We start from the raw sequence: 18901 nt of genomic DNA, 5'->3' as shown, positions 1-18901 counted from the left end.
CTCCCCGCCGCCGGCCGCGAGGCCCGCGAGACGGCCGCCCGGCGCGGCACGGAACCCTGGTACGCGGACGCGCTCGCCGCCCTGGAGGACATCTGGGCCGGCCGCACCAGCGACGAACTGCGCGTCAGGACGCGGCCGTTCCTGTACGCCCGCTGGGACGCCGCCGCCCGCGCGCTCGCCGCCCTCTTCCCGCACGCCGAGTTCGCCGTGCAGCGCGGCGCCGCCCACTTCCCCTGGATCGACGACCCCGGGGCCTTCGCCCGGACCGTCGAGGCGTTCCTGGACCCCGAGGTGCACAGCGTCCTGGCCGGCGGCACCCGGCTCGCCCACCGCGTCTGGGGCGACCCCGCCGCCCCGCCCGTCGTCCTCGCCCACGGCCGCTGCGGCGACAGCCGCGACTGGTCCGCCGTCGCCGAGCGGCTCGCCGCCACCCACCGCGTGTACGCCTTCGACTTCCGCGGCCACGGCCTCAGCGACTGGCCCGGCCGCTACAGCCTCGAACTCTTCCGCGACGACCTGCACGGCTTCCTGGAGGCACGCAACCTCGCCGGCGCCACCGTCGTCGGACACTCCATGGGCGCGGCGGCCGCCTATCTGCTCGCCGGCCGCCACCCCGGCCTCATCGGCCGCCTCGTCCTGGAGGAGGCGCCGCCGCCCGTCCCGCTCGACCCGCCCCGCCCCGTGCCCACGCACCCCGGCGGCGAGACGGACTTCGACTGGCCCCTCGTACCGGCCCTCGACGCCCAGCTCAACGCCCCCGACCCGGGCTTCCCGGAACTCCTCGGCGCCATCACCGCCCCGACCCTCGTCATCGGCGGCGGCCCCCGCAGCCCGATCGCGCAGCGGGACACCGCCGCGCTCGCCCGCAGCATCCCCGGCGCCGCGCTCGTCACCCTCGACGCCGGCCACCTCGTCCACGCCGAACGACCGGAGGAATTCCACGCGGCCCTCCGGTCGTTCGGCATCGGCTGACGGGCCGGACCGCCCTCAGTCCCGGCGCAGCAGCGTCACCAGGACGTCGTGCAGCGTCGCGGCGGCGTCCCCGGCGGCCGACTCCGCGCGCCAGGCGACGAACCCGTCGGGGCGCACCAGCACCGCGCCGTCCGGGCCGGTCCCGTGCGCCCCGGACCAGTCCGCCCCGTCCTCCGGCTCCAGCTCGGCGCCCGCACCGATGCCGTACGCGTCCAGCCGCACCCCCAGCCGGCCGGCGACCTCAGCCGCCGCCGGCCGCCACACCGTGTCGGCGCCGTCCGCCAGGAGCACGAACGAGCGCTCGTACAGGTCCAGCGTGGAGATCCGCTCCCCGCCCCGGCGCACCCACAGATGCGGCGCCCGGGTGCCGGGTTCGCCCGTCAGCCGCATCCCGTCCGGCACCACCGGCTCGTCCGCCGGCACCCCCAGGACCGCGCCCGCCACATAGCGGTAGCCCAGCGCCACGTTCAGCATCCCGCCCCGCTTGCCCACGCCCACCGAAGGCGGCGGCGCGTACCCGGGGTGGCTGTGCTCCCCGGACCGCGCCGACGCGCGCTCACCGGTCGCCCGGGCCACCGGCAGCCGTTCCTGCCCGTACGTCTCCAGCAGCCCCCGGCCCGCCTCGCCCCGCAGCACCGCGGCCAGCTTCCACGCCAGGTTGTGCGCGTCCTGGATGCCGGTGTTCGAGCCGAACGCCCCGGTCGGCGACATCTCGTGCGCCGAGTCGCCGGCCAGGAACACCCGCCCCCGCCCGTACCGCTCCGCCACCCGCTCGGCCGCGTGCCACGGCGCCTTCCCGGTGATCTCCACATCGATGTCCGGCGCGCCCACGGCGGTCCGGATGTGGCGTACGCACCGCTCGTCCGTGAAGTCCTCCAGCGTCTCGCCCCGGTCCGGCCGCCACGGCGCGTGGAACACCCACTCGCGCCGGTTGTCCACCGGCAGCAGCGCGCCCTCCGCCTCCGGGTTCGTCAGATAGCACACGATGAAGCGCCGTTCGCCCAGCACCTCGGCCAGCCCGTGCGACCGGAAGGTGATGCTCACGTTGTGGAACAGGTCGCCCGCCCCCGAACGGCCGATGCCCAGCTGCTCGCGGACCGGGCTGCGCGGCCCGTCCGCCGCGATCAGGTAGTCCGCCCGCACGGTCGTGTGCTCACCGGTCTCCCGGTTCTTCAGGACCGCCGAGACACCCGAGGGGTCCGGGTCGAAGGACAGCAGCTCCGTGGAGAACCGCAGATCACCGCCCTGCTCCCGGGCCCGCTCCAGCAGCACCGGTTCGAGGTCGTTCTGGCTGCACAGGCACCAGCCCGTCGGACTGAACCGGGCGAGCGCCCCGCCCGGATCGATCTCCCGCAGCAGCCACTCCTGGTCGTCCCCGGTCAGCGAACCCGCTTGCAGGATGCCGTGGTTGTCCGCCAGCACCGAGGCCGCCTCCCGGATGCCCCGCTCCACCCCCGCCCGGCGGAACAACTCCATCGTCCGCACGTTGTTTCCCCGGCCGCGCGGATGCGTGGAGGTGGCCGCGTGCTTCTCGACGAGCAGGTGCTCGACGCCGAGCCGGCCGAGGAAGAGGGACGCGGACAGGCCCACCAGCGAGCCGCCCACGATGAGGACCGGTACATGGAGATCGACGTTCTCGTTCATCAGTTGCTCCAGCTCCGACGCCGTTCAGATGCACTGTCCATGCCCGGCCCGCGGCCCGCCCGGAGCCCTTGGGCCGCCTGCTCACCTGAACGGTTCATAAATCTCGCGTCGGGCGGACCAGCGTTTCACGATCGGTCACGGAGACGACCCAGCGAGCGTCCCCGTCCCCGCGTCCAAGGAGTCCCCGGATGACCACCACCCTCTCGGAACGGATCTCACAATCCGCCTTCGACGGATCGAGGCTGCGCGTCGTGCTGCTGCTCGACCTGCACGACGGCGCCCAGAAGCAGTTCCTGGAGGCGTACGAGCACATGCGCAACCAGGTCGCCTCCATCCCCGGCCACATCAGCGACCAGCTGTGCCAGTCCATCGAGAACCCCTCGCAGTGGCTGATCACCAGCGAATGGGAGAGCGCCCCGCCCTTCCTCGCCTGGGTCAACAGCGAGGAGCACGTCGCGACCGTGCAGCCCCTGCACAGCTGCGTACGCGACACCCGCTCGCTGCGCTTCAGCGTCCTGCGCGAGACCGGCAAGGGCTTCGAGGCCGTCCCCGACCCGGTCAGGGGCGGCCTCCAGACCTCCCCGCGCCTCGGTGACGGCGTCGTGCGCCACGCGCTCACCTTCACCGTGAAGCCGGGCACCGAGGACATCGTCGCCCAGCACCTCGCCGCCTACGAGTCGCCCCGCTCCCGCGTCGACGACCACACCCGGCTGCGCCGCACCTCGCTGTTCATGCACGGCAACCGCGTCGTGCGCGCCGTCGAGGTCGAGGGCGACCTCATGGCCGCGCTGCGCCACGTCGCCCGCCAGCCCGAGATCCGCGCCGTCGAGGAGGCCATCAACCCCTACCTCGAACAGGACCGGGACCTCGCCGACCCCGACTCCGCCCGGATGTTCTTCACCCGCGCGGCCCTGCCCACCGTGCACCACGTCTCGGCCGGCCGGCACGACCCGGCGGACCTGCGCCGCCACGCCGTGTTCTACCAGGCCAAGGAGGGCTGCGGCATGGCCCTGGCCCGGTTGCTGGCCGGCAACGACGAGGAGGCCGCCGACGACAGCGGCAGCGCCATCGACAGCAGCACCATCTTCCAGCGCGACGACGTCGTCGTCCGCCTCCTGGAGGTGAGCGGCCCGCTCGACGCGCAGCCCGCCCAGGCCCTCGGCATCCACGGCCCCGGCAAGGCGGCCCGGCTGGCCCGCCTCCTGGACGGCGCGGCGGGCACCGCCCCGGTCACCGACCAGGACGCCGCCCGCCTCCTCGCCCGCTCCGAGATGCGGCTGATCACCGACCGGAGGGCCGCGGATTCCTGAACCGCGCTCCGGCATCCGGGGGGTTCTCGCCCGACCCGTCACACAACGCGCCCTGCGCCCAGGAGGAGAAGCAGACATGACCACCCACCGGCCACGCATCGTGGACCTCAGTGAGACCCAGCCCAACCGCAGGCGCGGAGGGGATCTGCGCGCCCTGCTCACCCCGACCGCGGTGGGCGCCACCAGCGGCTTCATGGGGCTGGCCATCGTCGAGCCCGGCGACCGCATCGGCGAGCACTACCACCCGTACTCGGAGGAGTTCGTGTACGTCGTGCAAGGGCTCCTGGAGGTCGACCTGGACGGGGAGACGCACGCCATGCGCCCCGACCAGGGCCTGCTCATCCCCCCGCACGTACGCCACCGCTTCCGCAACGTCGGCGACACCGAGGCCCGCATGGTCTTCCACCTCGGCCCCCTCGCCCCCCGACCCGAACTCGGCCACGTCGACACCGAGGTGACCGAGACCGCCGAGCGGGGCGCCCCGCCAGAACGAACCGAGGCCGCCTCATGACCCGGCGCGTGGCGGTCACCGGGGTCGGCGTCGTCGCCCCGGGCGGCATCGGCGCACCGGCCTTCTGGGACCTGCTCTCCAACGGCCGCACCGCGACCCGCGGCATCACCCTCTTCGACCCGGCGGGCTTCCGCTCCCGGATCGCCGCGGAGTGCGACTTCGACCCGGCGGCCCACGGCCTGGACGACGAGGACACCGCCCGCCAGGACCGCTATGTGCAGTTCGCGCTGGTCGCCGCCCGCGAGGCCCTTGCCGACGCCGGACTGGACCCGGAGCACACCGACCCCTGGCGGATGGGCGTCTCCCTCGGCACCGCCGTCGGCGGCACCACCCGCCTCGAACACGACTACGTCGCCGTCAGCGAGCGCGGGGCCCGCTGGGACGTGGACCACCGCCGGGCCGGCCCCCACCTGGAGCGCGCCTTCTCGCCCAGCACCCTGGCCGCGGCCGTCGCCGAACAGGTCGGCGCGCACGGCCCCGTGCAGACGGTCTCCACCGGCTGCACCTCCGGCCTGGACGCCATCGGCTACGCCTTCCACTCCATCGAGGAGGGGCGCGTCGACGTCTGCGTCGCCGGGGCGTCGGACTCGCCGATCACCCCGATCACCGTGGCCTGCTTCGACGCCATCAAGGCGACCTCCCCCAACAACGACGACCCGGAGCACGCCTCCCGGCCCTTCGACGCCCGCCGCGACGGCTTCGTCATGGGCGAGGGCGGCGCCGTGCTCGTCCTGGAGGAGCTGGAGCACGCCAGGGCCCGCGGCGCGACCGTGTACTGCGAGATATCCGGCTACGCCACCTTCGGCAACGCCTACCACATGACCGGGCTGACCCCCGAGGGCCTGGAGATGGCCGAGGCCATCGAACGGGCGCTGGGCCACGCCCGGATCTCCCCGCAGGACGTCGACTACGTCAACGCCCACGGCTCGGGCACCAAGCAGAACGACCGGCACGAGACCGCCGCCGTCAAGCGGGCCCTCGGCGCCCACGCCCGCAAGGTGCCGATGAGCTCCATCAAGTCGATGGTGGGCCACTCCCTCGGCGCGATCGGCGCCATAGAAGTCGCCGCCTGCGTCCTGGCCCTGGTCAACCAGACGGTCCCGCCGACGGCGAACTACGAGTCCCCGGACCCCGAGTGCGACCTCGACTACGTGCCGCGCACCGCCCGCCCCCTGAAGCTGCGCAGCGTCCTGTCGGTCGGCAGCGGCTTCGGCGGCTTCCAGTCCGCGGTGGCCCTGACCCGAGGGAGGACATGATGAGCACGCCCAAGGCCCGGCGCACCGTCGTCACCGGCATCGGCGTCGTCGCCCCGAACGGCACGAGCACCGAAGCCTTCTGGAAGCGCACCCAGGAGGGCATGAGCGTCCTGGACCGGGTCACCCGCGAAGGGTGCGAGGACCTGCCGCTGCGCGTCGCCGGCGAGGTCCGCGGCTTCGACCCGGTCGCGCTCGTCGAGGAGCGCTACCTCGTCCAGACCGACCGGTTCACGCACTTCGCCATGGCCGCCGCCGACATGGCCCTGGACGACGCCCGGCTCGGCCGCGCCGACTACGCGGACCGGCCGTTCGGCGTGGGCGTGGTCACCGCGGCCGGCTCCGGCGGCGGCGAGTTCGGCCAGCGCGAGCTCCAGCGGCTCTGGGGCCAGGGCTCCAGCTACGTCGGCCCCTACCAGTCGATCGCCTGGTTCTACGCGGCGAGCACCGGCCAGATCTCCATCCGGGGCGGCTTCAAGGGGCCGTGCGCGGTGGTGGCCGCCGACGAGGCGGGCGGGCTCGACGCGCTGGCGCACGCCGACCGCTCGGTGCGGCGCGGCACCGACGCGATCGTGGTGGGCGCGGCGGAGGCCCCGCTCGCCCCCTACTCCGTCGTCTGCCAGCTCGGCTACCGCGACCTGAGCGCGGCCGAGGACCCGACGCGGGCCTACCGCCCGTTCACCTCGGACGCCTGCGGGTTCGTGCCCGCCGAGGGCGGCGCGATGTTCGTGGTCGAGGAGGAGGCGACGGCCCGCGAACGCGGCGCCCGGGTCCGGGCCGAGATCGCCGGCCACGCCGCGACCTTCACCACCGCCGCGCGCTGGGAGGAGTCCCGCGAGGGCCTCGCCCACGCCATCGAGGGCGCGCTGCGGGAGGCCGGCTGCGCGCCCGACGAGGTGGACGTCGTGTTCGCCGACGCGCTGGGCTCACCGGCCGCCGACCGGGCCGAGGCGCTGGCGCTGGCCGACGCGCTGGGCTCGCACAGCCGGCGCGTCCCGGTGACCGCCCCCAAGACGGGGATCGGCCGCGCCTACTGCGGGGGGCCCGTCCTGGACGCGGCCGCCGCCGTACTGGCCATGGAGGACGGCCTCGTGCCGCCCACGCCCAACGTCTTCGAGGTCTGCCACGACCTCGACGTCGTCACTGGCCGGGCCCGCCCCGCCGAGCTGCGCACCGCGCTGGTGCTCAGCCGCGGCCTCATGGGCTCCAACGCGGCCCTGGTGCTGCGGCGCCCCGCGTGAACCCCGCCCACCGTCCGTGAACCCGTTCACCCCGCGTGACAAGGAGAACTCCCTCATGACCGACCGCCTGACCTACGAAGAGCTCGCCACCCTGATGAAGAAGGGGGCCGGACTCTCCGTCGACCCCCGCGAGATGGAGAACCGCTCCGACACCGCCTTCGACGAGTTCGGCCTGGACTCCCTCGGCCTCCTCGGCATCGTCGGCGTACTGGAGAACCGGCACGGCCGGCCGCTGCCCGCCGACGCGGACCGGTGCAGGACGCCCCGTGAGTTCCTCGACCTCGTCAACAACAGCCTCATGACAGGAGCCTGACGTGTCCGGACACACCGAGAACGAGATCGTCATCGCCGCCCCCCTGGACCTCGTCTGGGAGATGACGAACGACCTGGAGAACTGGCCGCAGCTGTTCAGCGAGTACGCGGCCGTGGAGGTCCTGGAACGGGAGGGCGAGCGCACCACCTTCCGCCTGACCATGCACCCCGACGACAACGGCAAGGTGTGGAGCTGGGTCTCCGAGCGCACCACCGACCGTCCGGGCCGCACCGTACGGGCCCGCCGCGTCGAACCCGGACCGTTCCAGCACATGGACATCCGCTGGCAGTACGCCGAGGTGCCCGGCGGCACCCGCATGCACTGGCAGCAGGACTTCGCGATGCGCCCCGACGCACCGGTCGACGACGCCTGGATGACCGACAACATCAACCGGAACTCCAAGGTCCAGATGGAGCTGATCCGGCAGAAGATCGAACAGCGCGACCGCGAACGCCGCTCCGCCGCCGTCCCGGCCAACTGACCCGCCGCCGCGGACCGGGCCACCGGACCGGCCACCCCGGCCGGGTGGCCGGTCCGGGCAGCAGAAAGGCACCCCTCCATGCACCACGCCCTGATCGTCGCCCGGATGGCGCCGGGATCGGCCCCGGACATCGCGGAGCTGTTCGCCGCGTCCGACAACAGCGAACTGCCGCACCTGGTGGGCGTCACCCGCCGCAAGCTGTTCCAGTTCGGCGACGTCTACCTGCACATGATCGAGTCCGAGAAACCGCCGGGCCCGGAGATCGCCAAGGTGACCGAGCACCCGGAGTTCAAGGCCATCAGCGAACGCCTCACCGCCTTCGTCAGCCCCTACGACCCCGAGACCTGGCGCGGGCCCAAGGACGCGATGGCCCGGGAGTTCTACCGCTGGGAGCGCGGCGCCACCGTGTGACCGACGGCCGACCGCCCCGGCCCGGCATCTGCTGCCGGACCGGGGCGGTCGCGCGTGTGCCGGCGGATCAGTCCGGCACCACGCACTCGAAGGCGTGCAGATACGGGTTGACCGGCCGGACCGTGTCGATGCGCAGGCCCGCCTCGGACAGCCGGTCCACCAGGCTCTGCCGGGTGTGCTTGGCCCCGCCCACGTTCAGGAGCAGCAGCAGGTCCATCGCGGAGGTGAACCGCATCGACGGGGTGTCGTCCACCAGGTTCTCGATGACCACGACCCGGGCGCCGGGCCGGGCCGCCCGCACGACCGCCCGCAGCGCCCGCCGGGTGCTGTCGTCGTCCCACTCCAGGATGTTCTTGATGATGTAGAGGTCGGCGGCGACCGGAATGCCCTCACGGCAGTCCCCGGCCACGATCGACGCCCGTCCGGCGAGCGCCCCGCCCTCCCGCAGGCGCGCGTCGGCCCGCGCGATCACGCCCGGCAGGTCCATCAGCGTGCCGCTGAGCGAGGGGTGCTTCTCCAGCAGGCTCGCCAGCACATGGCCCTGGCCGCCGCCGATGTCCGCGACCGCCGAGACCCCGGTGAGGTCGAGCAGGGCGGCCACGTCCAGCGCCGACTGCACGCTGGAGGTGGTCATCGCCGCGTTGAACACCTGCGCCGACTCGTGGGCGTCCTGGTGGAGGTAGTCGAAGAACTCCTTGCCGAAGACGTCCTCGAAGACGCCGGCGCCGGAGCGCACCGCGTCCTCCAGGCGCGGCCACACCTCCCACGTCCACGGCTCGGTGCACCACAGCGTGATCGCCCGCAGGCTGTGCGGGTCGTCCTCGCGCAGCAGCCGGGACATGTCGGTGTGCGCGAAGGTGCCGTCGGGGCGCTCGGTGAAGACGCCGTAGCAGGCCAGCGCCCGCAGCAGCCGCCGCAGCGGGCCGGCTTCGGTGCCCACCGCCTCCGCCAGCCGCTCCGGGGTCTCGGGCGTCTCGCCCAGCGCGTCGGCGACGCCCAGCCGGGCGCAGGCGCGCAGGGCGGCGGAGCGGGCCGCGCCGAACACGATCTCGCGCAGCCGCATCGCCGGCTGCGGGGTGGGAAGGGGCTGGACGGGAGTGGTGCCGGGGGTCGTGCTCACGGTGGTCATGCCGTCTCGCTTCTCCTCGTACGGGGGGTCACCGGTCAGCACATCCCGGCCGGTGCGGAGGTCGTGCAGACATTGCCGGTGAACCGGTTGCCCGTGCCGGTGTCCCGGTCGGCCAGGTCCGCGGGCCGGTTGCCGAGGACCACGTTGCCGCTGACGGTGTTGTCGTTGTTCTTCGCGCCCACGAAGCTCTTGAACAGCACGACGCCGCCCGACATCGGGGTGTCGCCCGCGTTGTCGCGGATCTCGTTGGACCGCACCTCGGTGGCCGCGGCGCCGGTCAGCACGATCCCGGAGCCCTGGATCGCGGGCAGCCGGTCGGTGGCGGCGCAGAACTTGTTGTTGCCGGTGATCCGGTTGGCGCGCACGGACATCTCACCGGCCTGCGGGCTGCCCTCGTCGCCCACGACGAACATGCCGCTGCAGTTCGCGGTGACGGTGTTGTCCCGCACCGACAGGTTGCGCACCCGCCGCGCGGTGAAGCCGATCCGGTTGTCCGTCAGCGTGTTGCCCCGGACCCGGGTGCCGCCGGTGTCGGTGGCGCCGTCCTCCTCGTCGACGCTGTTGGCGACGAAGACACCCGCGTCGCCGTTGGAGCGGGCCGTGCTGTCGCGGATGTCGGAGCGGGTGGACCGCTGCTGCGCGATGCCCCAGACGCCGTTCGCGTCGGCGGTCACCGCCCGTACGGCCAGCCGGTCGGTCCAGGACGCCCAGACGCCGCTGCGGGCGAACCCGGTGACGCGCAGGGACCTGATGGTCACCCCGTCCACTGTGGCGTCCCGCGTCCCCAGGACGCAGATCCCGTTGCCGGCCCCCGCGCAGTCGTCGCCGGACGCGGCCCGGCCGGCGGCGGGCATGATGACGGTGCCGTCGCCGGAGCCGCGCAGGGTGAGCCCCGGCGTGCTGATCCGCACGCTCTCGCGGTAGGTGCCGGGCCGGACCACGACGGTGTCGCCGGGCCGGGCGGCGTCCACCGCCGCCTGGATGGACTGCCCCGGCGACACCACGAGTCCGGCGCCGGCGCCGGCGGCCGGGGCGGACGGCGCCGCGACGGCCAGTCCGGCGGCCGAGGCGGCCGTGATGCTCACGAGGCGGGTGATGTGTCGTTTCCTCATGAGCCGAAGCTATGGGCGATCCCGGCCCCGTGCCACGCACGGTGACCGGTTGGACGCGGGACGTGCCCGAATGGCTCACGCCCGCGTCCGCGCCGCGCCCGGTAGCGTGGCGGTGTGACCCCCGAGAGCGATCTTCGAGTCCTGCTGAGCGAACTGCGCCCCGAACGGCAACCGGGCCGCTACGTGTACGCCACCGTGCCCGACGGGATCCTGCCCGGGGGCGTCCGCCCCGTCGTCACGGTCCGGGAGACCGAGGGGCTCACCCTGGTGCTCCCCGAGGCGGAGGCGGTCGCGGCCGGGCTGGCGTACACCTACACGGCGGGCTGGATCACCCTGCGCGTCCACTCGGCGCTGGAGGCGGTGGGGCTGACCGCGGCGGTGTCCCTCGCCCTCACCGACGCCGGGATCAGCTGCAACGTGGTGGCCGGATACCACCACGACCACCTCTTCGTGCCGTACGAGCGCACCGACGACGCCGTCGCCGTACTGGAACGCCTCGCGGGGGAGTCCCGCGCCCGCTGAGGTGTGCGCGGGCGACGGCGGGTGGTGTGCGCGGGGTGTGCCGCCGGGCCTGGGCATATGCCGGTTCGGGCCCGGCTCGGCGAGGTGGGCCGGGACACGTAACATGTGTGCATGTCCTTCCTCCGCCGCCGTAGCGCCGCCACACCCGCGGGCCCCGACTTCGACGTCCTGGCCATGGACCCCGGTGACTGGCCCGGAAACCTCGGCGCCGGTCTGCTGCCCGCGCCCGACGGCAGCTGCCAGGGTGTGTTCCTGCGGTACGACCTGTTCGGCGGCCGCGGCCCCGCGATGATCATCGGCAACCTCCCGGAGGGCTCGCCCGCGCGCGAGACCGAGGAGGGGCAGGTGCCCTTCGAGGTGGCGCAGCTGCTGCTCGCCCTGGAGAACGACGAGCCGGTCGAGGTCACCGGCACCGAGGACATGCCCGTGATGCAGGGCGACAACCTGCTGATCGTGCGCCGGGTGAAGCTCTCGGAGAGCCGGATCTCCTGTGTGCAGTTCGACCGCAGCGACGGGGTGCTCGTCACCATCGCCAGCTGGGACCGGCCCATCACCGACGACCTCTACACCCTCCTCAAGCCGCTCCCGGCCGAACTCTTCCAGCAGGGCTGAACCCGCCGCCGGCCGGCTTGGGACAGGGCCCGCGGTGCGGAACACGGCGGGCCCCACCCGTACCGCTACACGCCGGCCGCCGTCGGGGTGCCGAACAGCGACGCCACCCGCGCCGCCGAAGTCCCCAGACCCTGCGGGCCGTTCAGATGCCACGGGGCCGCGGTGCCGCGCCGCAGATCCTCCTCGCGGTAGCGCCGGCAACCCCGGTGCCAGATCAGGATGCCCGCGAGCCAGTGCTTCAGCTCCTGCACATAGCCCGCCAGCGTCTCCCGCGCCTCGGCGTCCAGGCCGAAGTCGTCGTACAGCACCGGCAGTTCGTTCTCGGCGACATGGATGAACTGGCGCAGCCGCGACTTCATCAGGTCGTACAGGATCGCCATTCCGGTCGGGTAGTCCACCCCGAAGAAGTTCTGCACCACCAGGACGCCGTTGTGCACCTCGCCCTCGTACTCGATCTCCTTCTGGTACGAGAACAGGTCGTTGAGCAGGGCCGCGTAGTCGGCGGCCGCGTTCTCCAGGGAGCGCAGCGGGCCGCTCTCGTAGATCTCCGGCGGCACCTTCCGTCCGTGCCCCAGCCGGCACAGGCTCATCGTCAGATCCGAACCGAACGTCATCCGCCGCATCTCGACGTAGTCCACCGGATCGGGAATGCGGTGCTGCGCCTGGTTCGCCAGCTCCCACAGCCAACTCGCCGTCATGTCCTCGACCGACTTGCGGAACATGCGCCGGCCCGCCTCGTCCATGGGCCCCGCCGTGCGCTCCCACAGATCGCCGAGGGACCGCTCCAGCGCGTTGACCGGCTCCGGCGTCGCGCCGCCGTCCAGCGGCATGAACATGGACAGGCGCTCGTTGGCCAGCCGGGCCCCCGCCAGGTCGCGGGTCCGTCCGTGCACCACGGGGAACCAGTCGTCGCCGTACGTCCCCCAGGCCAGCCACCCCGAGGACAGGTCCAGGCCCTCCGGCGTGGCGTCCGGGTGGATGCCGGCGGCGCACAGCGGCAGGTCGATCGCCCGCAACCGCTCCTCGTCCCAGATGTGCGAACCCGGCACCCCCGGCTGCGGCCCCAGGATGCCCATCCGGTCCGCCCAGACCACCAGCCGCTCGCGCGCCCCGTCCAGGTGCGGGCTGAGCGTCGTCCGGAAGGGCATGTCGAAGTCCGGCAGCAGGGAGGGGCCCACGTGCTGGAAGAGCACATGGCTGTGGCTGCGCAGCCGGGCCGACTCCGAGCGCCGGGTGAACCGGATCGACGCGGCGGACATCCCGAAGCCCGGCGCGGCCTCGGCCGCACCGCCCCCGTTCATGTACCGGCTGGAGCGCATGTGCCACTCGTGGCCGCCCGACTGCCAGTCCTGGAGGCCCTTGACGTAGGCCAGCACCGCGGCCGTCTGCGCCGGGTCCAGCCCCTTGGCCGCGCACAGCGGGCCCAGTTCGGTGAGCGCCGTGTTCTCGAACTGCTGGAGCCGGGACGTCAGCAGGTCGTTCACCGCCTCGGCCGCCTCCTGCGTCGAGCAGCCGAGGAAGCGTTCCAGGACCAGCACCCCGTTGCTGTTCTCGCCCTCGTCCTCCACCTCGCGCTGATACGAGAAAAGGTCGTTGCGCAGATGGACACCGTCCGAGAACGCGTCGCGCAGGACACGCAGCGCGCGTTCACCGGCCACCGCCTCCGGAACCTCGGCCCCCGCCGCGTACTCCACCAGGCCCGCCGACCACGGCGCCCCGCCCACCTTGCGGCGCATCTCGATGTACTCGACGGGGTTGGCGATGCGGCCCTCGTTGATGTTGGCGAGTTCCCACAGCGACTCGTTGAGCAGGTTGCGCGTCGACTCGGCGAACCGTTCCCGCCAGGCGTCGGACATCGCCGGCACCGTCCGGGTCCACAGATCCGCGAGCCCCGCCTCCACCGGGTTCTCCGGCTCCGGCATCGCAGCCCCGCGCTCCATCGGCATGAACGCCGGCAGCCGGTCCAGATACCGCTTGCCGCCCTCGCGGTCCGGAGTCCGCTTGAACAGCTCCAGGAAGTGGTCGTCGAAGAAGAAGACCCACACGTACCAGTCGGTGACCAGCGACAGCGCGTCCGCCGAGCAGTCGGGATGCGTGTACGCGCACAGCAGCGCGTAGTCGTGCGCGTCGAGGTCCTTCTCCTCCCAGATCCCGGACCCCTCCAGCATCCCCATGGACCGCGCCCACGCCTTCGTGTGCGCTCTTGCCTCCTCCACATGGGGATTGAGGCGCGCCGGATACGGAACATAGAAGTCCGGCAGGGTGAACGGCTGAGCCATGAGTGTGTCCGGCCTTTCCGAAAGCCTGCGCGTGGCGGGCCACGCGCGTCGGTCCTGTCGGCGCGAGCACTACCCTTGCTCCGTTCGGGGCACGCACATCGGCGATTAATCACACCGGAGTACGCCCGTTCGGGGGACACCGGCGCGATTCGCCGTCAGCGGGACGCATCGGTGTGCACACACAACAGCGCGCCGCGGGTCCGGTGTGTCGGCACCGGGCCCGCGGCGCGCTCCGCGGGGGGAAATGGTCAGCGGGTTCCGACGGCCGCCCGTACGGCGTTCCGGGCCATCGCGCAGTCGTCGTGCAGCCGGCGCAGCAGCAGCCGCTGCTCCTCGCCGGGCGCGAGCGAGCCCGGGCGGTCCTGTCCGGACCTGGCGGGACCGGCGTCCCGCATCGCCCGCTGCACGGCCGTCTCGTATCTGCGGATCTCCCGCGTGAGGACGAGCATCAGGTTCACCAGGAACGCGTCCCGCGCCGCCGGACCGGCCACCTGCGCCAGCTTGCTGATCTCCCGCCGCGCCACCGGGGCGTCGCCGAGGACGGTCCACAGCGTCGCCAGGTCGTAGCCCGGCAGGTACCAGCCCGCGTGCTCCCAGTCCACCAGCACCGGGCCGGTGGGCGACAGGAGGATGTTGGACAGCAGCGCGTCCCCGTGGCAGAACTGGCCCATGGCGTGCCGCCCGCCGGAGTGGGCGAGCCCGTGCAGCAGCTTCTGCAGGTCCCCCAGATCCCGGTCGGTGAACAGCCCCAGCTCGTGGTAGCGGGTGATCCGCGCGGCGTAGTCCAGCGGCGCGTCGAACAGCCCGGCCGGCGGACGCCAGGCGTTCACCCGGCCGATCGCACCGAGCACGGCCCGCAGATCGGCCCGCGGCGGGGTCTCCGACGGGTGGCGCGTCAGCGCGGCCACTCGGCCGGGCATCCGCTCGATGACCAGCGTGCAGTTCTCCGGATCGGCGGCGATGAGCCGGGGCGCCCGGACCGGCGGACGGTGCCGGACGAACGCCCGGTATACCGCTATTTCGTGCTTGAAGCGCTCCGACCACGCGGGGGAGTGGTCCAGTAAACACTTGGCGACCGCCGTCGCCCGCCCGGTGGAACCGACGAGCAGCACCGAACGCCCGCTGCGCCGCAGCACCTGGACCGGGTTGAACTCCGGGCAGATCCGGTGCACGGAGGCGATCACCATGCGCAGCTGGGCGCCCTGCGGGCCCGAGAGGTCCAGCCGGCCGCCGAGCGAGGGGACGCCGGGGCCGCCCGGACGCCGGGGCCGGCCGATGCCGGGGGCCGGGGCGGCGGCGCCGCGCGGGTCGAGGTACGGACCACCGCCCGCCTGGAGCGGACGCAGCGGCCGGGGCGGGGCGGACACGGAGGACGATGCTGTGTACATGGGCGAGACAGATCCCTTCGCGCGCCGACAAGATGCGTGCGCCACCCCGACCGGCGGCCCTTCGGCACCCTGGGGAGTACCGAGGGCTGCCGGGCGGGGTTGCGCTTTCCTACCTGACAACAGCGCATGGGTGTGTATCGACATAGCGAGCCCTGGCGAAGCCTGGCGAATAGGCGAAAGGCATCTGACACGGGGTTACTGTCAACACAGCCGAGAACCTGGGGGCTTGACGTGACCGGAGAACCCAACACCCGTCTGTCGGACCTGTTCGGCCTGGCCGGCTGGTCCAAGGGCGAACTCGCGAGAATGGTGAACCGGAGGGCGGCGGCCATGGGCCATCCGCAACTGGCCACCGACACCTCGCGGGTGAGGCGCTGGATCGAACTGGGGGAGTCCCCCCGTGATCCCGTGCCCAGGGTGCTGGCTGCTCTGTTCACCGAGCGGCTCGGCCGTGTCGTGACCATCGAGGACCTCGGGTTCGGCCGGCGCGGGCGTGTGGGGAAACGGCGAGAGGCCGGGACGCAGGACAATCCCGACCACCTCCCGTGGGCGCCCGAACGGACGGCAGCGGTCCTCACCGAATTCACGGGAATGGACCTCATGCTCAACCGACGCGGCTTGGTGAGCGCGGGCGCCGCGCTCGCCGCCGGCTCCGCCATCGCCGGCCCCATGCACGACTGGCTGCACACCGACCCCGTACCGGCCACCGACGCCCCACGCGCCGGCGGCCCGGTACACGCGGACCCCGCCGGTTTCGACCGGTACGAGGCCGCGCCCATCGGCTCCGAGGAGATCGAGGCCCTGGAGCGCTCCGTGGAGGTGTTCCGCGCCTGGGACGCGTCCCGCGGCGGCGGCCTCCAGCGCAAGGCCGTGGTGGGCCAGCTCAACGAGGTGGGCGGCATGCTCGCCTACCGCCACCCCGCCCACCTCCAGCAGCGCCTCTGGGGCGTCGCGGCCAACCTCGCCGTCCTGGCGGGGTGGATGTCCCACGACGTCGGCCTCGAACCCACGGCGCAGAAGTACTTCGTCATCGCCGCGCACGCGGCCCGCGAGGGCGGCGACCGCCCGCGCGCGGGCGAGGCCCTGTCCCGCGCGGCCCGCCAGATGGTCCACCTAGGCCGTCCCGACGACGCGCTGGACCTGATGAAGCTCGCCAAGTCCGGCTCGGGCGAGGGCGTTCTGCCCCGCACCCAGGCGATGCTCTGCACCATCGAGGCATGGGCGCAGGCATCCATGGGCCGAGGCCAGGCCATGCGGCGCACCCTGGGCCGGGCGGAGGAACTCTTCGTCTCGGACAAGAGCGACGTGCCGCCGCCCAGCTGGATGCAGATGTTCGACGAGGCCGACATGCACGGCATGCAGGCCCTGGCGTTCCGGACGCTCGCCGATCACGACCCCTCGGCCGCGGTCATCGCCCAGCAGCATGCCAAACGGGCCCTGGAACTGCGGGCCGGCGGCCGCCAGCGGTCCAAGATCTTCGACTACATCTCGCTGGCCTCGGCCTGCTTCATCGCCGACGACCCGGAACAGGCCGATACCTATGCCCGGCTCGCCCTGGTCTCGATGGGGGAGACCTCCTCCCACCGGACCTGGGACCGGCTGCGCGAGATGTACCGGCTCACCGGGCAGTACGCGGGCTACTCCAGGATCGAGGACCTGCGCGAGGAGATCGAGGTCTCGCTGCCCGAGCAGCGCGCCAAGAAGCCGAGGGGCAAGGAGATCTGAGGAGCCCGGGGACGCGGTGAGCCCCCGCCTCAGCCGAGTCGGGCCGACGCCCCCGTCAGGGACGTCGTCGCTCTCCTACGCCCCGACGCGGGCGATCAGTACGCACGCGTCGTCCCGCCGCCCGGTCCCGCCGAACTCCTCGGCGACGGCCCGTACGCACTCCTGTGCCGAACGGGCGTCGGCGAAGCGTGCGGCCAGTCCGAGCAGCCTTTCCGTACCCGTGTCCGCACCGCCCTGCCCGGCGGCGGCGTCACGGGCCAGTCCCTCGGTGTGCAGCAGCAGTACGTCACCGGGGAGCAGGTGTGCTTCGTCCTGCTCGTACACGACGCCGGAGGCGGCCCCGAGCAGCACCCCGTCCGGCGGGGGCAGCGGGCGTGCGGTGCCGGCGCGGAAGAGCAGGGGGGCGGGGTGTCCGGCCTGCGCCCAGTCCAGGGTGCCGGTCGCCGGGTCGAACCGGCAGCACACCGCGCTGCCCAGGGCCGGCTGAACGGAGGTTTCCAGTAACCGGTTGAGATGGCCGAGCAAGGGGCCGGGGGCGACGCCGGCGAGCGCCATGCCGCGCACCGCTCCCATGACCACCGCCATGGCGGAGGCGGCCCGGATGCCGTGGCCGGTCAGATCGCCGACGGTGAGCAGGGACCTGCCGTCCGGCAGTTCCATGGCGTCGTACCAGCCGCCGCCGACCGGGACGTCCGTCTCCGCCGGCAGGTGGTGGGCGGCGAGGTCCAGGGCGCCCGGTCCGCGGGCGGGGAGCCGGAGGGAGGTCTGCCAGGGCGGGAGGACGGCTTCCCTCAGCTCCGCCGCGACCCGGCGTTCGGTGCCGGCGGTGTGCTCCTCGCGGCGCAGTGAGTCATGGCTGCGGCGCACCGCCCGCTGGCTGCGGCGCAGGGCGCTGACGTCGCGCAGGACGGCCCACATGGAGGCGGTGCGGCCTTCCGGGTCGAGCACGGGCTCGCCCAGCATGTGCAGGGTGCGCACCCGGCCGTCGGTGTGCCGGATGCGGAACTCGCCGTCTATGGGCTTGCCGTCCACCAGGCAGTCCGTGACGAGCGCGGTGAGCAGGTGCTGGTCCTCGGGGAGCAGCCGGGAGGGCAGCGCGTCGAGCGTCAGCCCGCCGGCCTGCGGATCGCGGCCGAAGATCCGGAACAGCTCGTCGGACCAGCTGACCTCGTCGGTGAGCAGGTTCCACTCGGCGCTGCCCACCCTGCCGATCAGCGAGCCGGCGGCCTCCTGCGTGACCGTGTCCCGGCCCGCCACGGGCGCGGGCGGTGCGGAGGCTTCCTCGGGAGGACCCTCGCGGAGCTGTCCGAGGTGGGCGCCGAGATCGTCCAGGTGGTGCACCGCCAGGTCGCAGAGGGCCCGCTGCCAGCGCATCCGCGCGTCGTCCTCGTCCACCCGCACGGCGTCGCGCCGCACCGCGTCCACGTCGCCGCGCAGCCGGCGCGTCCGGTCGATGAGGGCATCGACGGCATCGCGCTCGGGCGGCTGTGGTGCGGGGTGGTCCGCAGAGCGGGGGGACGGCATGGAGGACTCCGATACAGGGCGGCACAACCGGTGACGAAGGGTGGACCGGATACGACTTTCGCACAGCGGGAAGGGGACCGGGAGCGGTTTGGCAACACTCGATGGCTTCTTGCATCCGGCATATGCCAGCGGCTGACCGTGGTCCCCTTTTTCTCGAACACCCTTGCTGTTTACGGCGGTTGGTGCAAGTCGCGCGGTGCGCGAAGGGCTTCCGGGCGGGGCGCGCGGACGGTTTCCGCGCGGCGCGTGCCCGTGTGTCGGGTCACAGTCGCCGGGGTCGGTGCAGGGGAACACCGCGCGGTGGTTTATCGTTCATCTATATGCGGGCGATGCCCTGGGCACCCGCGTTCAAGCCGCCCCGGCTGGATTCCCCCGATCCGGCCGGGGCTTCCCCCTTTCCGCCGCCGTGGCCTCCACCAGGAGCGCCGCCCCGGCGAGGACCGCGGCCGCCACCCCGCCGGCCGCCGGCCAGAA

17 protein-coding genes are annotated in these 18901 nt (G+C 73.2%); 11 read left to right on the top strand and 6 right to left on the bottom strand.

What is annotated here, in order from left to right:
- Positions 1 to 972, top strand: a 972-nt coding sequence (locus MHW47_RS18300) for an alpha/beta fold hydrolase (RefSeq protein ID WP_239224614.1), incomplete at its 5' end; no start/stop codon positions are given.
- A 15-nt stretch (positions 973 to 987) separates the two neighbouring features.
- Here the strand turns inward: MHW47_RS18300 and MHW47_RS18295 are convergent.
- Positions 988 to 2616 (bottom strand): FAD-dependent monooxygenase, encoded by a 1629-nt coding sequence (locus MHW47_RS18295; RefSeq protein ID WP_239224612.1) that lies wholly within the window; start codon positions 2614 to 2616, stop codon positions 988 to 990.
- Between the two features lie 188 nt (positions 2617 to 2804).
- Between MHW47_RS18295 and MHW47_RS18290 the strand changes: the two genes are divergently transcribed.
- From MHW47_RS18290 to MHW47_RS18260, 7 genes are all read left to right on the top strand, one after another.
- Complete coding sequence (locus MHW47_RS18290; RefSeq protein ID WP_239224610.1) at positions 2805 to 3926, top strand: SchA/CurD-like domain-containing protein; 1122 nt, start codon at positions 2805 to 2807, stop codon at positions 3924 to 3926.
- Positions 3927 to 4002: 76 nt separating this feature from the next.
- A complete protein-coding gene (locus MHW47_RS18285) occupies positions 4003 to 4437 on the top strand; it encodes a cupin domain-containing protein (protein WP_018550719.1) in 435 nt (144 codons plus the stop codon).
- Positions 4434 to 5693 carry a beta-ketoacyl synthase gene (locus MHW47_RS18280; RefSeq protein ID WP_239224608.1) on the top strand — a complete coding sequence of 420 codons (1260 nt, stop codon included), beginning with the start codon at positions 4434 to 4436 and terminating at the stop codon, positions 5691 to 5693. Before MHW47_RS18285 ends, MHW47_RS18280 begins: the two co-directional genes overlap by 4 nt.
- Positions 5693 to 6931 (top strand): beta-ketoacyl synthase N-terminal-like domain-containing protein, encoded by a 1239-nt coding sequence (locus tag MHW47_RS18275; protein ID WP_239224606.1) that lies wholly within the window; start codon positions 5693 to 5695, stop codon positions 6929 to 6931. Before MHW47_RS18280 ends, MHW47_RS18275 begins: the two co-directional genes overlap by 1 nt.
- A 55-nt stretch (positions 6932 to 6986) precedes the next feature.
- On the top strand, positions 6987 to 7244 hold the full coding sequence (locus MHW47_RS18270) for an acyl carrier protein (RefSeq protein ID WP_239224603.1): 258 nt from the start codon (positions 6987 to 6989) through the stop codon (positions 7242 to 7244).
- A gap of 1 nt (position 7245) precedes the next feature.
- Positions 7246 to 7725, top strand: a complete 480-nt coding sequence (locus tag MHW47_RS18265; RefSeq protein WP_239224601.1) for an SRPBCC family protein — start codon at positions 7246 to 7248, stop codon at positions 7723 to 7725.
- A 78-nt stretch (positions 7726 to 7803) separates the two neighbouring features.
- Positions 7804 to 8136 (top strand): TcmI family type II polyketide cyclase, encoded by a 333-nt coding sequence (locus tag MHW47_RS18260; protein ID WP_239224598.1) that lies wholly within the window; start codon positions 7804 to 7806, stop codon positions 8134 to 8136.
- 67 nt (positions 8137 to 8203) lie between these two features.
- On the opposite strand, the gene MHW47_RS18255 is transcribed toward MHW47_RS18260, so the two are convergent.
- Both MHW47_RS18255 and MHW47_RS18250 read right to left on the bottom strand, forming a co-directional pair.
- On the bottom strand, positions 8204 to 9265 hold the full coding sequence (locus MHW47_RS18255) for an acetylserotonin O-methyltransferase (RefSeq protein ID WP_239224596.1): 1062 nt from the start codon (positions 9263 to 9265) through the stop codon (positions 8204 to 8206).
- A gap of 35 nt (positions 9266 to 9300) precedes the next feature.
- Positions 9301 to 10377, bottom strand: a complete 1077-nt coding sequence (locus tag MHW47_RS18250) for a nitrous oxide reductase family maturation protein NosD (protein ID WP_239224595.1) — start codon at positions 10375 to 10377, stop codon at positions 9301 to 9303.
- A 114-nt stretch (positions 10378 to 10491) separates the two neighbouring features.
- On the opposite strand from MHW47_RS18250, the gene MHW47_RS18245 reads away from it, so the two are divergent.
- Together MHW47_RS18245 and MHW47_RS18240 are read left to right on the top strand one after the other, a co-directional pair.
- Positions 10492 to 10899 carry an ACT domain-containing protein gene (locus MHW47_RS18245; protein WP_239224593.1) on the top strand — a complete coding sequence of 136 codons (408 nt, stop codon included), beginning with the start codon at positions 10492 to 10494 and terminating at the stop codon, positions 10897 to 10899.
- 111 nt (positions 10900 to 11010) lie between these two features.
- Entirely contained in the window at positions 11011 to 11511 is a 501-nt protein-coding gene (locus tag MHW47_RS18240; protein ID WP_018550733.1) for a hypothetical protein, read from the top strand.
- Between the two features lie 65 nt (positions 11512 to 11576).
- Here MHW47_RS18240 and MHW47_RS18235 read toward each other — a convergent pair whose 3' ends face one another.
- Positions 11577 to 13790 carry a terpene synthase family protein gene (locus tag MHW47_RS18235; protein ID WP_239224592.1) on the bottom strand — a complete coding sequence of 738 codons (2214 nt, stop codon included), beginning with the start codon at positions 13788 to 13790 and terminating at the stop codon, positions 11577 to 11579.
- Between the two features lie 248 nt (positions 13791 to 14038).
- Positions 14039 to 15178, bottom strand: a complete 1140-nt coding sequence (locus tag MHW47_RS18230; protein ID WP_239224590.1) for an aminoglycoside phosphotransferase family protein — start codon at positions 15176 to 15178, stop codon at positions 14039 to 14041.
- 231 nt (positions 15179 to 15409) lie between these two features.
- On the opposite strand from MHW47_RS18230, the gene MHW47_RS18225 reads away from it, so the two are divergent.
- A complete protein-coding gene (locus MHW47_RS18225) occupies positions 15410 to 16903 on the top strand; it encodes a hypothetical protein (protein ID WP_239224588.1) in 1494 nt (497 codons plus the stop codon).
- Positions 16904 to 16978: 75 nt separating this feature from the next.
- Here MHW47_RS18225 and MHW47_RS18220 read toward each other — a convergent pair whose 3' ends face one another.
- The gene (locus MHW47_RS18220; protein WP_239224586.1) at positions 16979 to 18427 is read right to left on the bottom strand and encodes a PP2C family protein-serine/threonine phosphatase; all 1449 of its coding nucleotides are present in this window, start codon (positions 18425 to 18427) and stop codon (positions 16979 to 16981) included.
- Between the last annotated feature and the right edge of the window lie 474 nt (positions 18428 to 18901).

Origin of the sequence: Streptomyces sp. OfavH-34-F (genome assembly GCF_022347745.1) — a bacterium.
GTDB lineage: Bacteria > Actinomycetota > Actinomycetes > Streptomycetales > Streptomycetaceae > Streptomyces.
This window is presented reverse-complemented; position numbering and strand designations above follow the sequence as displayed.

Bases quoted from the DNA above. Each gene is read 5' to 3' on its own strand.
- MHW47_RS18295 (WP_239224612.1), bottom strand. From the start codon at position 2,616: ATGAACGAGAACGTCGATCTCCATGTACCGGTCCTCATCGTGGGCGGC.
- MHW47_RS18290 (WP_239224610.1), top strand. From the start codon at position 2,805: ATGACCACCACCCTCTCGGAACGGATCTCACAATCCGCCTTCGACGGA.
- MHW47_RS18285 (WP_018550719.1), top strand. From the start codon at position 4,003: ATGACCACCCACCGGCCACGCATCGTGGACCTCAGTGAGACCCAGCCC.
- MHW47_RS18280 (WP_239224608.1), top strand. From the start codon at position 4,434: ATGACCCGGCGCGTGGCGGTCACCGGGGTCGGCGTCGTCGCCCCGGGC.
- MHW47_RS18275 (WP_239224606.1), top strand. From the start codon at position 5,693: ATGAGCACGCCCAAGGCCCGGCGCACCGTCGTCACCGGCATCGGCGTC.
- MHW47_RS18270 (WP_239224603.1), top strand. From the start codon at position 6,987: ATGACCGACCGCCTGACCTACGAAGAGCTCGCCACCCTGATGAAGAAG.
- MHW47_RS18260 (WP_239224598.1), top strand. From the start codon at position 7,804: ATGCACCACGCCCTGATCGTCGCCCGGATGGCGCCGGGATCGGCCCCG.
- MHW47_RS18255 (WP_239224596.1), bottom strand. From the start codon at position 9,265: ATGACCACCGTGAGCACGACCCCCGGCACCACTCCCGTCCAGCCCCTT.
- MHW47_RS18250 (WP_239224595.1), bottom strand. From the start codon at position 10,377: ATGAGGAAACGACACATCACCCGCCTCGTGAGCATCACGGCCGCCTCG.
- MHW47_RS18240 (WP_018550733.1), top strand. From the start codon at position 11,011: ATGTCCTTCCTCCGCCGCCGTAGCGCCGCCACACCCGCGGGCCCCGAC.
- MHW47_RS18235 (WP_239224592.1), bottom strand. From the start codon at position 13,790: ATGGCTCAGCCGTTCACCCTGCCGGACTTCTATGTTCCGTATCCGGCG.
- MHW47_RS18230 (WP_239224590.1), bottom strand. From the start codon at position 15,178: ATGTACACAGCATCGTCCTCCGTGTCCGCCCCGCCCCGGCCGCTGCGT.
- MHW47_RS18220 (WP_239224586.1), bottom strand. From the start codon at position 18,427: ATGCCGTCCCCCCGCTCTGCGGACCACCCCGCACCACAGCCGCCCGAG.